This window comes from Pseudomonas sp. NFACC08-1, from assembly GCF_900106735.1.
GTDB lineage: Bacteria > Pseudomonadota > Gammaproteobacteria > Pseudomonadales > Pseudomonadaceae > Aquipseudomonas > Aquipseudomonas fluorescens_Q.
Map to the genome: position 1 here is coordinate 165,587 of NZ_FNNL01000005.1, position 12,807 is coordinate 178,393.

Genomic DNA, 12,807 nt, shown 5'->3' on the forward strand with positions numbered 1-12,807 from the left:
GGCGAAAGGGGAGCGGTATGGCAAGCAACATCGACGACAAACTGGTGCTGGCGATTTCGTCGCGGGCGCTGTTCGACCTGAGGGAAAGCCACAAGGTGTACTTGTCGAGTGGTGTCGAAGCCTATCGGCAATACCAGATCGAGCATGAAGACGAAGTCCTGGCACCCGGCGACGCCTTCGCCCTGGTGCAAAAGCTGCTGAGCCTTAACGAGCACCTGGGGCGTGCCCGGGTCGAAGTCATCCTGGTTTCGCGCAACAGCGCCGACACCGGCCTTCGGGTGTTCAACTCGATCCATCATTATGGGCTGGCGATCTCGCGCGCGGCTTTCGTGGGCGGTCGCAGCCCGTACCCGTACCTCAAGGCGTTCGGTTGTGATCTCTTTTTGTCCACCCACGCTGAAGACGTGCGCAGTGCCCTGGACGCCGGGTTTGCCGCCGCGACCATCCTGTCGGGTGGTGCCAGTCGCGCGGCCAGCGAGGAACTGCGCATTGCCTTCGACGGCGATGCCGTGCTGTTTTCCGATGAGTCGGAACGCGTCTATCAGGCCGATGGGTTGGAGGCCTTCCAGGCCAGCGAGCGACAGGCCGCCCGCGAGCCGCTGCGAGGCGGGCCGTTCAAGGGGTTCCTGGCGGCGCTCAATGCACTGCAGCGTGAGTTTCCCGAGGACGCCTGCCCCATTCGTACGGCGTTGGTGACGGCCCGTTCGGCACCGGCCCACGAGCGGGTCATCCGGACCTTGCGTGAGTGGGATATTCGCCTGGACGAGTCGTTGTTCCTGGGTGGCCTGACCAAGTCGGCCTTCCTCGAAGCCTTCGCCGCCGATGTTTTTTTCGATGACCAGACCGGCCATTGCGAACTGGCCCGGGAGGTGGTCGCCACCGGTCACGTGCCCCACGGTATCAGTAACGAAGTGAAGCCCTGACTGCCCTTGGTCCGGGACGTCAAGCCGCACGTCGCAGTCCCCTGGGCGCTGCTAAGCTGAATCAATCTCCGCCATTTTGGCACGCGAGGAGGTCACATGATTCGTTCGATGCTGTACGCCACAGACCTGGGCCTGTACGCCCCTTATGTGATGCAGCATGCCTTGGCGTTAGCACGGACGTTTGAAGCCGAGTTGTATGTGGTGCATGCGGTAGAACCGATGGGGCTGTTCGCCGAGTCGGTGTTGCAAAGCTATCTCGACGAGCAGGCGCTGAACGAATTTCACCGCCAAGGTCTGAATACGGTGATGGCCAATATCGAACAGCGGGTGCTCGACAGTTTCCGCGAGGAGTTGGGGGAAGGGCAGCAGGACTTGAAACTGATCAAGTCGGTCAGGGTGTACCAGGGCGATCCTTCCCAAGTCATCCTGGAGCAGGCTGCGAAACTCTCCGTCGACTTGCTGATCGTAGGCAGTCATTGCCAAGGGGCAAGCGGTGAAACCCCCTTGGGCAGAACCGCTGCACGGGTATTGCAGTTATCCCGGGTGCCTGTCTATCTGGTACCGCTGGTACAGCGCCGACGCCAGGGAGAGGCCTGAGGCGAAACGATGGCATTTTATAAAAAGTTCTAGATTTATTGCAAAAACCTTTCATATAGTTATATACCGTCGCTGATGCCCGTGGCGTCCAACTGCTTTGAGGGATACATATGAAGCTTCAACAACTGCGCTACATCTGGGAAGTGGCGCACCACGACCTCAACGTTTCCGCTACTGCCCAAAGCCTCTACACATCGCAACCCGGCATCAGCAAGCAGATCCGCCTGTTGGAAGATGAACTGGGCGTCGAAGTCTTCGCCCGCAGTGGCAAACACCTGACCCGCGTGACGCCGGCCGGTGAGCGCATCATCACCACCGCTGGCGAGATCCTGCGCAAGGTCGAAAGCATCAAGCAGATCGCCCAGGAATTCTCCAACGAGAAAAAAGGCACCTTGTCGATCGCCACCACCCACACCCAGGCCCGTTATGCGCTGCCGCCGGTGATCAGCAACTTCATCAAGCAATACCCGGACGTGGCGCTGCACATGCACCAGGGGTCGCCGATGCAGATCGCCGAAATGGCCGCCGACGGTACCGTGGACTTCGCCATTGCCACCGAGGCCTTGGAACTGTTCGGGGACTTGGTGATGATGCCGTGCTATCGCTGGAACCGCTGCGTGGTCGTGCCCCAGGGCCATCCGTTGACCAAGCTGCCGAAGCTGACCCTCGAAGCCCTGGCCGAATACCCGATCGTGACCTACGTATTCGGTTTCACGGGTCGTTCCAAACTTGACGAAGCCTTCAGCCATCGTGGCCTGACGCCCAAGGTGGTGTTCACCGCCGCCGACGCCGACGTGATCAAGACCTACGTTCGCCTGGGCCTGGGTGTGGGCATCGTCGCGAAGATGGCCGTCGATACCAAGCTCGACAGCGACCTGGTGGTACTGGATGCCAGTGAGTTGTTCGAATCCAGCGTGACCAAGATCGGTTTCCGTCGTGGCACTTTCCTGCGGGGGTTCATGTGCGATTTCATCGAGAAGTTTGCACCGCACCTGACCCGGGAAGTGATGGCCAAGGCCATCCAGTGCCACAACAAGCAAGAACTTGAAGAGTTGTTCGACGGCGTCGAGCTACCGGTGCACTAAGACCCTTCTAGATCGCCTCGGTGACAGCGAACTGTTGCCGGGCGCCCGCTACCACGATCTCTACTTCATCCCCTTCGAACTTGCCCAAAAGGCCGCGGCCCAGCGGTGAGCGAGGGGTGATGACGGTGATCGGCTGGCCCACCAGCGAGACCTTCAAGCCCGCCGCATCCGGTCCCAGGAACAGCCATTGCTGGCGACCGTCCTCATCCTCTAAACCAATCAACGTGCCCACCTGAATGCCGCGCTGTTCGTCGTATGGCCTTAGTGTCAGGTTCTGGCAGAGGGCGAGGGCCTGGCGTATTTCTTCCACGCGCCTGGCTTGCCCGGCAGCGAGGTAAGAAGCTTCAAGGCCCAGGGTGTCGTATTTGTTCTCGGCGATGTTTTCTTCGTGGGTCGCGGTTTCGTAGGCGGTCTGCGCGGCGCGTTCGGCGATGTCGAGATCAATTTTGAGCTTGTCGAGGATCAACTGGTGGACGGTCTGTTTGTTCATGGTCATTCGCAGAATTGCAGGACGTTGGCGCGGCTTTTCTCACTGGGCGCATTCTGGTCCTGTTGCAGCCAGAACTGGCACTTGGGGTTGGACAGGTTGCGCGGATTGTTGCGGGCCTGATCGAGCGCCTGGCGTTGTTCGTTCCTCTGCAGGTTCTGCTGGTACTGCTCGAACATCGGCGTGGGCGGCTCTGGAGGTGGTTGCACCGCCGGTGGTTGCGCCAGTTGATGGACGGCGGCGGCCACGGGTGCCAGTTGTTCGTTGAACAGGAATCTGGACAGTAGCCAGCCCGTCAACACGATGGCGAGGAACCCCAGCCACAGGCCCAGGGCGATGCTGAAGGTCAATTGCAAAGCCGTGAGGCGCGAGGGTGTCGGGTGATCGGGCATGGCTGCTTCCTGGCAGGGGCATGGGCATGGGCAGGCGATATTGTCGCATGAAGATTAATCGCCGTCGGCTCTTCTGCGTGATCGGTTTATTCGGGACAATCAGGCCTTTGCCACAGGGAGTCGGGAATGACTGTGCGTTGGGATATTTTTTGCACCGTCGTCGATAACTTTGGCGACATTGGTGTCACATGGCGTCTGGCTCGGCAGTTGGTGGCCGAGCATCGATGCGCGGTGCGGTTATGGGTCGATGACCTGCGTGCCTTCGAACGAATTTGCCCGGAAATCGACATCACCCTGTCCGAGCAATGGCAGCAGGGCGTGCAAGTGCGTCACTGGCCCGAGGAGTGGGCGCCCACCGAAGCCGCCGACGTGGTGATCGCCGCGTTTGCCTGCCAACTGCCGAGCGCCTACATGGATGCGATGGCTGCGCGCCAGACGACGCCCCTGTGGATGAACCTCGATTATTTGAGCGCCGAGGACTGGGTGATCGGTTGCCATGGCTTACCGTCAGTCAAATACAAGCACGTGCAGAAATATTTCTTTTTCCCCGGCTTTCGGGAGGGAACGGGTGGCTTGCTGCGCGAGGCCGGCCTGCTGGAGCGCCGCCGGCAATTTCAGCAGGATGCCGAAGCGCAACGCAGTTTCCTGCAAGGATTGGGCGTGGAGCGGGCGCCGCAAGCCTGCCTGATCTCGCTGTTTGCCTACGAGAACGCTGGGCTGGCGAGTTGGTTTGACGCGATGGCAGCCGATACCCAGGCATTTCATGTGCTGGTTCCCGAAGGGCGAGTGTTGGGCGACGTCGAGTGTTGGCTCGGTGTCGAAGGCCTGAAGGTCGGTGCGCTGCATCGACGCGGTGCACTGACGGTGCAGGTGCTGCCGTTCGTTCGCCAGGATCAGTACGACCAGTTGCTGTGGTGCTGTGATTTCAACGCCGTGCGTGGCGAAGACTCCTTCGTGCGCGCGCAATGGGCTGGTCGGCCGCTGCTCTGGCATATCTACCAGCAGGAAGAAGACGTCCACCTGGAAAAGCTCGAGGCATTTCTCAGGCTCTACAATCAGGGGCTTTCACCGGCTGCGCAAAAAGCGATCAGCGGTCTTTGGCGGGCCTGGAATGCCGGCCAGGACATGACCGAATATTGGAAAGCCACCCGTGAACAGCAGCAGGAACTGGCCGGACATGCCCAGGCGTGGTGTCTGGAACAGGCCTCGCGAGCCGATCTTGCCGCAGCGCTGGTGAAGTTTTATGTAAATTGGATATGATACGCGGCCTAGATTTTTGTAAATCCCATCCAAATTCGGATATTCGCAATGAAAACTGGTAAAGAACTGAAACCCGGGACCGTGATCCGTCTCGAAAACGATCCTTGGCTGGTTCAGAAAGCTGAGTTCACCAAGTCGGGTCGTAACAGCGCGATCATGAAGACCAAGCTGAAGAACCTGCTGACCGGTTACAAGACCGAGATCGTCTACAGCGCCGACGACAAACTGGACGACGTGATCCTCGACCGCAAAGAAGCGACCCTGTCCTTCATCAGCGGCGACACCTACACGTTCATGGACACCACTGACTACACCATGTACGAGCTGAACGCCGAAGACATCGAAAGCGTTCTGCCGTTCATCGAAGAAGGCATGACCGACGTCTGCGAAGCCGTGTTCTTCGAAGAACGCCTGGTTTCCGTAGAACTGCCGACCACCATCGTGCGTCAGGTTGACTACACCGAAGGCTCCGCTCGCGGTGACACTTCCGGCAAGGTGATGAAGCCTGCCAAACTGAAGAACGGTACCGAGCTGTCGGTCGCTGACTTCATCGAAATCGGCGACATGATCGAGATCGATACCCGCGAAGGCGGTTCCTACAAAGGCCGCGCTAAATAAGCGAAGCCTTGTGTATGAAAAAGCCCGACCATTGAGTCGGGCTTTTTTATTTCAAGTGTCTCAGCAGAACCCTGTGGCGAGGGAGCTTGCTCCCGCTGGGCTGTACAGCAGCCCCAAACCCAGACAACGCAATTATCCAGTCATACCGCATTTGCCCATTTTACGACTGCTGCGCAGCCGAGCGGGAGCAAGCTCCCTCGCCACAAAGGCTCCGGGGCCCAGTTATTTCAAGTGCTGCTTGAGCTCTTCGGACACCTGCAACATCGCCGAACGCACCGCTGGCACCTGGCTGACCACGTTGAGCAAGCCATAGTCGTGGATCATGCCGTTGTAGCGCACGGCGGTGACGGGTACACCGGCCGCGTCCAGCTTGCGGGCATAGGCTTCGCCTTCATCGCGCAAGACATCAGCCTCGGCGGTCTGCACCAGTGCTGGCGGCAGGCCCTTGAGTTGTGCGGTGCTGGCCCGCAGCGGCGAGGCATAGATCTCGCCGCGTTGCCCGGCATCGGTGGTGTAGTTGTCCCAGAACCATTTCATCATGTTTTTACTGAGGAAGTGCCCTTCGGCGAACTGGTTGTAGGACGCCGTCTCGAAGCTGGCGTCGGTCACCGGCCATAGCAACGCCTGGAAACGGATCGCCGGCGTGCCTTTGTCCTTCGCCATCAGGGCCACGACCGCCGCCATGTTGCCGCCGACGCTGTTGCCCACCACGGCCAGGCGCTTGCCGTCGACGTTGATCTGCTTTCCGTGTTCGGCCACCCATTTCGTGGCGGCGTAGGCCTGGTTGATCGCCACCGGGTAATGCGCCTCGGGTGAGGGCGTGTAGTTGACGAACACCGCGACAGCGCCCGAGCCCGCCACCAGATCTCGAACCAGGCGTTCGTGGGTCGGGAAGTCACCCAATACCCAGCCACCGCCGTGGAAGAACATGAATACGGGCAACTCACCCTTGACCCCGGCCGGGCGAACGATGGTCAGGCTGATCGGCTGGCCATCGACCTGGATGGTTTTCTCGCTGACGTCGGCCTTGGGCAAAGTCAGTTTCACCCCCGCCTGGGCGCCCACCAATACGGCGCGGGCGTCCTTGGGCGACAGTTGCTCCAGGGGCTTGCCAGTGCCGGCATTCAGCACGTCGAGAAACGCCTGGGTGTTGTGTTCGACGATGCCGTCGGCGAAGGCACTGCTGACGCTGAGGGTGAGAAGGGTGCCGGCAAAGGCTTTGCTGAGCGTGTTCATGTGCATCTCCTTAGGTTCGGGTCCAGGGTTGGTGGTCAGACGGTCACGTGCAGGCGCACATCAACGTTGCCGCGGGTGGCGTTGGAGTACGGGCAGACTTGGTGAGCCGCATCCACCAGGCTTTGCGCGTCGGCCTGGTCCAGCCCTGGCAGGCTGATGTGCAGGTCGATGTCGAGGCCGAAACCGCCGGGGATCTGGCCGATACCGACATGGGCGGTAATCGAGGCGTCGTCCGGGATCTTGCGTTTGCTCTGGCTAGCCACGAATTTCAGTGCGCCGATGAAGCAGGCCGAGTAGCCGGCGGCGAACAGTTGCTCAGGGTTGGTCGCCGCACCGCCTGCACCACCGAGTTCCTTGGGCGTGGCGAGTTTGACGTCGAGGATGTTGTCACTGGAGATCGCACGACCATCACGGCCGCCGGTGGAGGTTGCGATTGCGGTGTAGAGAGTTTGCATGATGAGAGCCTCGTTTCTAGGGTGGAGTTATCGCGCTAAATGTTTGCGCGCTAATTAGGTGTGAGGCAAATGTATAGCGCTAATATTTTGCGCGCAAGATAAATTTTTGAGGTGAGTTGAATTTGCGCCACTGAAAGGGCGTGTAACCCTTGAGCTAGAGCGTTTCAGCGCAGCAAAAAAAATTTAGATGGGCGAGTTAGAGATTAAGGAGCGGCAGGACCCCGCCATCGCGAGCAAGCTCGCTCCCACATTAGATTTGCGTCGAAGGCAGATTTATAGCCACTGAGCATCAAGTGTGGGAGCGAGCTTGCTCGCGATAGCGGTGGATCAGTTGGAGGTCAGTCAGAGGCTGTCTTGCAAATGCCCGCGCAGTGCCTGCAGGTCAAGTTGCAGCTTCTTCAACTGCTCCAGGGTCTGGCCGCTGGCGGCGAGGATGCATTGGGGAATGTCGAGGGCTTTTTCGCGCAGGGCGCGGCCCTGTTCGGTGAGTTCGACAATCACCACACGTTCGTCTTCACGGCTGCGGGTGCGGCTCAGCAAGCCCTCGACCTCCAGGCGCTTGAGCAGTGGCGTCAGCGAGCCGGGGTCTGTCAGTAGGCGCGTGCTGATTTCACCGACGGTCAATCCGTCCTTTTCCCACAACACCATCATCGCCAGGTATTGCGGATAGGTCAGGCCCAGGGCTTGTAGCAGCGGTTTATAGACCTTGGTCATCAGCAGCGATGTGGAGTGCAGGGCGAAACAGACCTGGTTGTCGAGTAGCAGGGCTTCGCAGGCTTCGGGGGTGTCGCGCAGGGTGTTCATGGCAGAACCTTCAATCAATGATCGATACGAATCTAGCGGGCGAATCTTTAATGCACCAGATAATTCTGATATTTCGGATGGATGTTACGTTTCCCCGCTGGCGCCGACTGCGTAGGATAAGCGCCCTGAGGAAAAGGGGAGTCTTCTGTGTTCGAATTTGCACTGTTCTTGGTCTTTGGTGCCGTGTTGGGCACCTTGGGGGGATTGTTCGGGATCGGTGGTGGCCTGATTGCCATTCCGGTGCTGGGCGTCTGGTTCGGCCTCGACCAGCAAATGGCCCAAGGGACAGCGCTGGTCATGGTGGTGCCCAATGTGATGCTTGCGTTGTGGCGCTATCACCAGCGCAATCGCATCGAATTGCGCCATGTCCTGCCGTTGGCTTCCATGGGGTTCTGCTTTGCCTGGCTGGGTTCGATCTGGGCCGTGGGGATCGACGCGAACAGCATGCGGATCGGCTTCGTCGCGTTCCTGATCGCGCTGACACTCTACAACATGGCCCGCATGTTCGCCGCCAACGCACCGGCTTCGGCGCAGATGCGTTATGGCTGGCCATGGCTCGCCGTGCTTGGGGCGGCGTCCGGTACCATGGGCGGCCTTTTCGGTGTTGGCGGGGCCGTGGTCGCGACGCCGATCCTGACCAGCATTTTTGGCACCAGCCAGGTGGTCGCCCAAGGGTTATCCCTGGCACTGGCCTTGCCCAGCACCGGCGTGACCCTCGCCACTTATGCGTTTCACCATGAGGTGGACTGGAGCATCGGCCTGCCGCTGGCCGTCGGTGGCCTGCTGAGCATCAGTTGGGGGGTGAAAGTCGCCCACGCCTTGCCGGAGCGGCTGTTGCGCGGGCTGTTTTGCGGTTTCCTGGTGCTGTGCGCGGTGCTGCTCGCCTTTAAAGTTTGAAGCCTTCGACGATGTGCTCGGCCAGGCACTCGGTGATCGGCGATGGGTTATGCAGGTTGCGGATCAGCATGATGCTGGCCTCGGGCAGTTCCGGCAGGTCTTCAGCTTCGCCCAGTACGCGCATGTCCGGGGTCAGCAGGCTTTCCAGTTGCGCCGTGATTGCCAGGCCGGCGCCCACCACCGCCATGAGCGCCGACAGGCTCGAGCTGTTGTATGCCACGCGATAATCGCGACCCATGGCATCCAGCGCATTGCAGGCCCATTGCCGGCAGAAACAGTCACTGTTGAACATCGCCAGCGGCAGCGGTGTTTGTTCATGGACATTGAAGCAAGCGGCTTCGGCCCAGACAAAGCGTTCCTTGCGCAGCAACTGGCCGATTTCGTCCCCCGGTTTGCGGGTGACGATGGACAGGTCCAGGTCCTGGCGCAGCAGCAACTGCTTGGACGACTCGCAGTGCACTTCAATTTCGATCAGCGGGTAGAACTGGGCGAAGCGTTGCAGGATGCCTGGCAGAAAGCGCATCACGTAATCGTCCGGCGTGCCGATGCGCACCGTGCCAACCATGTGCGGTTCACGCAGGGTATTGAACACTTCGCTGTGCAGCTTGAGGATCCGCCGCGCGTAACCCAACAGCACCTGGCCTTCAGCGGTGAGCTTGACCTGGCGTCCGTCACGCTCGAACAACCGTCGTTGCAACACGTCTTCTTCCAACCGCTTCATCTGCATGCTGACGGCAGACTGGGTGCGATTGACCAATTCCCCGGCCCGGGTGAAACCGCCTTGGTCGGCGATGGCGACAAAGGTACGCAGCACTTCCGTATCGATGCTCGGGTAACTCGACAATTGATCAATCTCCGAGATGTATTGCATAAGAAACATTCGTTGGATTGATCTTATCGTTAGCGCGAGACTTGATCCATCCCCAACGGAGGACATCACGATGAAAGGTCAAAAAGGTTATCTACTGATAGACAAACTCTCCCACGGCTTTTCCGTCAGCGCCCTGCTGCACAAGTTTAGCCGCTGGTACGAATTGCACCACGAGCGCGAACTGCTGGCCGGAATGAGCGACGAGGCGCTCAAGGACATTGGCGTGAGTCGTGCCGATGTGGAGCGGGAAGTGGTTCGGCCATTCTGGGACGACCCAATGCACAAATGAGCCATCCTTTCCTACACAAACCCCTTATTGGTGAGGTAGGTTGCGAGCAGACAAGGAGATCTCCATGCCCGCGACTCTGTCCTTTACCCTCAAACAGGCCCGGCGTCTGGCGTTGGCCGCCCAAGGATTCGATGGGCGCTCACCGCCAGCTTCGGTGCAACCCTCACGCCTCAACCGTCTGATCGAACGCCTCGGCGTCCTGCAGATCGACTCAGTCAATGCGTTGGTGCGCGCGCATTACCTCCCGCTGTTCTCCCGTCTCGGTCACTACAATCGCGATTTGCTTGATCAAGCAGCCTGGAGCCAGGGCCGACGTCGTACGCTGTTCGAGTACTGGGGGCATGAAGCCTCGCTGCTGCCGATGTCGATGTATCCGCTGATGCGCTGGCGCATGAATCGGGCGTCGGGTGGCGAAGGGATTTATCAGCAGTTGGCGCGTTTCGGCCAAGAACGCCAGGATGTCATCCGCCGCGTTCTGGCGTCGGTCCAGGAGCAGGGCGCCCTGGGTGCGGGCAGCTTGTCTACGCGTCAGGAAAAGGCCGGGCCTTGGTGGGACTGGAGTGCGGAGAAACATGCGCTGGAGTGGCTGTTCGCCGCAGGCGAAGTCACGGTGGCGGGGCGGCGCGGGTTCGAGCGGCTCTACGACTTGCCCGAACGGGTACTGCCGGCCTCGATCCTGCAGCAACCGTTGCCGGACGAGGCCCAGGCCCAACGCGCCTTGCTGCTGCATGCAGCCGACGCCTTGGGCATTGCGACAGAGAAAGACCTGCGCGACTACTTTCGCCTCGCTCCGGCCGACAGCCGCGGGCGCCTGGCTGAGTTGGAGGAGGCCGGAGAGCTGCTGCGCTGCCAGGTGCAGGGCTGGAAACAACCGGCCTGGTGTCGACCCGCGGCGAAAATTCCTCGCAAAGTCGCCGCCAGTGCCTTGTTGTCGCCGTTCGACTCGCTGGTCTGGGAGCGCGACCGCACCGAGCGGTTGTTCGACTTTCGCTACCGGTTGGAGATCTACACGCCTGTCCACAAGCGGGTGTATGGCTATTACGTGTTGCCGTTCCTGCACAATGAACGCATCGCCGCTCGGGTGGACCTGCGGGCGGAGCGGGCCCTGGGCCGGTTGGCGGTGCATGCGGTGCATGAGGAAGAGCCGGGGTTGGACGAGGAGGGGGTGCAAGCCTTGGCGGTGAACCTGCGGCGCATGGCCGATTGGTTGGGGTTGGAGCAGGTCCAGCTTAACTGTCAGCGGGTGGGTGGGGTTCGGTTGGCGGTGGCATTGGCCCAGTTAAGTGGTGACTGACCCGACGCTATCGCGAGCAAGCTCGCTCCCACATTGGATCTGTTGTGAACACAAAACCTGTGGTCACCCGGGACCCCCTTGTGGGAGCGAGCTTGCTCGCGATAGCAGTCCAACCGGCGAAGAAGAACCTACCGCCGAACCTGCTTCAATGTCTCGGCAATCAGGAAAGCCAGCTCCAGCGACTGATCGGCATTCATCCGCGGGTCGCAGTGGGTGTGGTAGCGGTCCGATAGCCCATCCTCGGTAATCGGGCGCGCGCCGCCGATGCATTCAGTGACGTTTTGCCCGGTCATCTCGATGTGAATTCCGCCGGCATAGGTGCCTTCGGCTTCGTGGACCTGGAAGAACTGCTTCACTTCGCCGAGGATCTGCGCAAAGTCCCGGGTCTTGTAGCCGCTGCTGGCCTTGATGGTGTTGCCATGCATCGGGTCGGAGCTCCACAACACTTGCTTGCCTTCACGCTGCACGGCGCGCAATAGCGGCGGCAAGTGTTCGCCGACCTTGTTGGCGCCCATCCGGGCGATCAGGTTCAGTCGACCGGGGTCGTTCTGCGGGTTGAGCACGTCGATCAGGCGGATCAGGTCGTCAGGGTCCATGCTCGGGCCGACCTTGACCCCGATCGGGTTGTTCACCCCGCGCAGGAATTCGACATGGGCGCCGTCCAACTGACGGGTACGGTCGCCGATCCACAGCATGTGGGCCGAGCAGTCGTAATAGTCGTTGGTCAGGCTGTCACGGCGCACGAAGGCTTCTTCGTAATTGAGCAGCAACGCTTCGTGGGCAGTGAAAAAGCTGGTTTCACGCAGTTGCGGCGAGCTGTCCATGCCGCAGGCGCGCATGAATGCCAGGGTTTCGTCGATGCGGTCGGCCAGGTGGCTGTATTTTTCCGCCAGGGCCGAGTTGGCGATGAAGTCCAGGTTCCACTTGTGCACCTGGTGCAGGTCGGCGAACCCGCCCTGGGCGAAGGCGCGCAGCAGGTTCAAGGTGGCGGTGGACTGGTGGTAGGACTGCAGCAACCGCTCCGGGTCCGGTACGCGGCTTTTCTCGTCGAAACCGATGCCGTTGACGATGTCGCCCCGGTAGGCCGGCAAGGTCACGCCGTCGATGGTTTCATCATTGGCCGAGCGCGGCTTGGCGAACTGCCCGGCCATGCGCCCAACCTTGACCACCGGGCAGCCGGCGGCAAAGGTCATGACGATCGCCATCTGCAAAAGGACCTTGAAGGTGTCGCGGATCTTGGCCGCCGAGAACTCGGCAAAGCTTTCGGCGCAGTCGCCCCCTTGCAGCAGGAACGCCCGGCCTTGGGTCACCTCGGCGAACTGACGGCGCAACTCCCGGGCTTCACCGGCAAACACCAGTGGCGGATAGCTGGCCAGGGTCTGCTCCACCTGCAACAGGTGCGCGGCGTCGGGGTAGCGGGGTTGTTGCTGGATCGGCAAGGCGCGCCAGCTGTCAGGGCTCCAGGGTTGGCTCATCGTGATCTCTAGGTGATTTACGCTCGGACGGCCATGTTATCAGCAAATTAGTGCGTGACCTGCTCCGGTTGCTTCGCGGACAATCGCGCCTTTGTCCCGTATCCGCAGGCTCAAGCCGGCACGG

General features: G+C 60.5%; 15 protein-coding genes. 8 read left to right on the forward strand and 7 right to left on the reverse strand.

Annotated features, from left to right (window positions below; translation table 11 throughout):
• The first annotated feature begins 17 nt into the window (after nt 1–17).
• The 3 genes from BLU76_RS12710 to cysB all read left to right on the forward strand — a co-directional run bounded on the left by BLU76_RS12710 (nt 18) and on the right by cysB (nt 2,605).
• On the forward strand, nt 18–923 hold the full coding sequence (locus BLU76_RS12710; protein ID WP_092222945.1) for a 5'-nucleotidase: 906 nt from the start codon (nt 18–20) through the stop codon (nt 921–923).
• Nucleotides 924–1,019: 96 nt separating this feature from the next.
• A complete protein-coding gene (locus tag BLU76_RS12715) occupies nt 1,020–1,520 on the forward strand; it encodes a universal stress protein (protein ID WP_014337270.1) in 501 nt (166 codons plus the stop codon).
• A gap of 110 nt (nt 1,521–1,630) precedes the next feature.
• Nucleotides 1,631–2,605: an HTH-type transcriptional regulator CysB gene (gene cysB, locus BLU76_RS12720; protein WP_003199376.1), complete on the forward strand. Its 975-nt coding sequence runs from the start codon at nt 1,631–1,633 to the stop codon at nt 2,603–2,605.
• Nucleotides 2,606–2,612: 7 nt separating this feature from the next.
• On the opposite strand, the gene BLU76_RS12725 is transcribed toward cysB, so the two are convergent.
• Together BLU76_RS12725 and BLU76_RS12730 are read right to left on the reverse strand one after the other, a co-directional pair.
• Nucleotides 2,613–3,095 (reverse strand): GreA/GreB family elongation factor, encoded by a 483-nt coding sequence (locus BLU76_RS12725; RefSeq protein ID WP_025212614.1) that lies wholly within the window; start codon nt 3,093–3,095, stop codon nt 2,613–2,615.
• A gap of 2 nt (nt 3,096–3,097) precedes the next feature.
• Nucleotides 3,098–3,484: a hypothetical protein gene (locus BLU76_RS12730; protein WP_063322318.1), complete on the reverse strand. Its 387-nt coding sequence runs from the start codon at nt 3,482–3,484 to the stop codon at nt 3,098–3,100.
• 126 nt (nt 3,485–3,610) lie between these two features.
• Here BLU76_RS12730 and earP point away from each other — a divergent pair, with 126 nt between their 5' ends.
• Both earP and BLU76_RS12740 read left to right on the forward strand, forming a co-directional pair.
• Nucleotides 3,611–4,744: an elongation factor P maturation arginine rhamnosyltransferase EarP gene (earP, locus tag BLU76_RS12735; RefSeq protein WP_092222948.1), complete on the forward strand. Its 1,134-nt coding sequence runs from the start codon at nt 3,611–3,613 to the stop codon at nt 4,742–4,744.
• Between the two features lie 48 nt (nt 4,745–4,792).
• Nucleotides 4,793–5,362 carry an elongation factor P gene (locus tag BLU76_RS12740; protein ID WP_003199385.1) on the forward strand — a complete coding sequence of 190 codons (570 nt, stop codon included), beginning with the start codon at nt 4,793–4,795 and terminating at the stop codon, nt 5,360–5,362.
• Between the two features lie 222 nt (nt 5,363–5,584).
• Here BLU76_RS12740 and BLU76_RS12745 read toward each other — a convergent pair whose 3' ends face one another.
• The 3 genes from BLU76_RS12745 to BLU76_RS12755 all read right to left on the reverse strand — a co-directional run bounded on the left by BLU76_RS12745 (nt 5,585) and on the right by BLU76_RS12755 (nt 7,857).
• Complete coding sequence (locus BLU76_RS12745) at nt 5,585–6,598, reverse strand: alpha/beta hydrolase (RefSeq protein ID WP_092222950.1); 1,014 nt, start codon at nt 6,596–6,598, stop codon at nt 5,585–5,587.
• Nucleotides 6,599–6,633: 35 nt separating this feature from the next.
• A complete protein-coding gene (locus BLU76_RS12750) occupies nt 6,634–7,053 on the reverse strand; it encodes an organic hydroperoxide resistance protein (RefSeq protein WP_003199389.1) in 420 nt (139 codons plus the stop codon).
• Nucleotides 7,054–7,395: 342 nt separating this feature from the next.
• Nucleotides 7,396–7,857 carry a MarR family winged helix-turn-helix transcriptional regulator gene (locus BLU76_RS12755; RefSeq protein WP_063322315.1) on the reverse strand — a complete coding sequence of 154 codons (462 nt, stop codon included), beginning with the start codon at nt 7,855–7,857 and terminating at the stop codon, nt 7,396–7,398.
• Between the two features lie 147 nt (nt 7,858–8,004).
• Here BLU76_RS12755 and BLU76_RS12760 point away from each other — a divergent pair, with 147 nt between their 5' ends.
• The gene (locus BLU76_RS12760; RefSeq protein ID WP_063322314.1) at nt 8,005–8,754 is read left to right on the forward strand and encodes a sulfite exporter TauE/SafE family protein; all 750 of its coding nucleotides are present in this window, start codon (nt 8,005–8,007) and stop codon (nt 8,752–8,754) included.
• On the opposite strand, the gene BLU76_RS12765 is transcribed toward BLU76_RS12760, so the two are convergent.
• Nucleotides 8,744–9,598 carry a LysR substrate-binding domain-containing protein gene (locus BLU76_RS12765; RefSeq protein WP_027912697.1) on the reverse strand — a complete coding sequence of 285 codons (855 nt, stop codon included), beginning with the start codon at nt 9,596–9,598 and terminating at the stop codon, nt 8,744–8,746. The genes BLU76_RS12760 and BLU76_RS12765 overlap by 11 nt on opposite strands.
• Before the next feature lie 97 nt (nt 9,599–9,695).
• Between BLU76_RS12765 and BLU76_RS12770 the strand changes: the two genes are divergently transcribed.
• Both BLU76_RS12770 and BLU76_RS12775 read left to right on the forward strand, forming a co-directional pair.
• A complete protein-coding gene (locus tag BLU76_RS12770) occupies nt 9,696–9,914 on the forward strand; it encodes a DUF1127 domain-containing protein (protein ID WP_063322313.1) in 219 nt (72 codons plus the stop codon).
• A gap of 64 nt (nt 9,915–9,978) precedes the next feature.
• Nucleotides 9,979–11,208: a winged helix-turn-helix domain-containing protein gene (locus tag BLU76_RS12775; protein WP_092222952.1), complete on the forward strand. Its 1,230-nt coding sequence runs from the start codon at nt 9,979–9,981 to the stop codon at nt 11,206–11,208.
• Nucleotides 11,209–11,336: 128 nt separating this feature from the next.
• On the opposite strand, the gene BLU76_RS12780 is transcribed toward BLU76_RS12775, so the two are convergent.
• Entirely contained in the window at nt 11,337–12,683 is a 1,347-nt protein-coding gene (locus BLU76_RS12780; protein ID WP_003199400.1) for a class II 3-deoxy-7-phosphoheptulonate synthase, read from the reverse strand.
• Nucleotides 12,684–12,807: the final 124 nt, after the last annotated feature.

Coding starts and splice junctions, on each gene's coding strand:
- BLU76_RS12740 (WP_003199385.1), top strand. CDS start 4,793: ATGAAAACTGGTAAAGAACTGAAACCCGGGACCGTGATCCGTCTCGAA.
- BLU76_RS12715 (WP_014337270.1), top strand. CDS start 1,020: ATGATTCGTTCGATGCTGTACGCCACAGACCTGGGCCTGTACGCCCCT.
- BLU76_RS12710 (WP_092222945.1), top strand. CDS start 18: ATGGCAAGCAACATCGACGACAAACTGGTGCTGGCGATTTCGTCGCGG.
- cysB (WP_003199376.1), top strand. CDS start 1,631: ATGAAGCTTCAACAACTGCGCTACATCTGGGAAGTGGCGCACCACGAC.
- BLU76_RS12745 (WP_092222950.1), bottom strand. CDS start 6,598: ATGAACACGCTCAGCAAAGCCTTTGCCGGCACCCTTCTCACCCTCAGC.
- BLU76_RS12750 (WP_003199389.1), bottom strand. CDS start 7,053: ATGCAAACTCTCTACACCGCAATCGCAACCTCCACCGGCGGCCGTGAT.
- BLU76_RS12730 (WP_063322318.1), bottom strand. CDS start 3,484: ATGCCCGATCACCCGACACCCTCGCGCCTCACGGCTTTGCAATTGACC.
- BLU76_RS12780 (WP_003199400.1), bottom strand. CDS start 12,683: ATGAGCCAACCCTGGAGCCCTGACAGCTGGCGCGCCTTGCCGATCCAG.
- BLU76_RS12770 (WP_063322313.1), top strand. CDS start 9,696: ATGAAAGGTCAAAAAGGTTATCTACTGATAGACAAACTCTCCCACGGC.
- earP (WP_092222948.1), top strand. CDS start 3,611: ATGACTGTGCGTTGGGATATTTTTTGCACCGTCGTCGATAACTTTGGC.
- BLU76_RS12755 (WP_063322315.1), bottom strand. CDS start 7,857: ATGAACACCCTGCGCGACACCCCCGAAGCCTGCGAAGCCCTGCTACTC.
- BLU76_RS12725 (WP_025212614.1), bottom strand. CDS start 3,095: ATGAACAAACAGACCGTCCACCAGTTGATCCTCGACAAGCTCAAAATT.
- BLU76_RS12775 (WP_092222952.1), top strand. CDS start 9,979: ATGCCCGCGACTCTGTCCTTTACCCTCAAACAGGCCCGGCGTCTGGCG.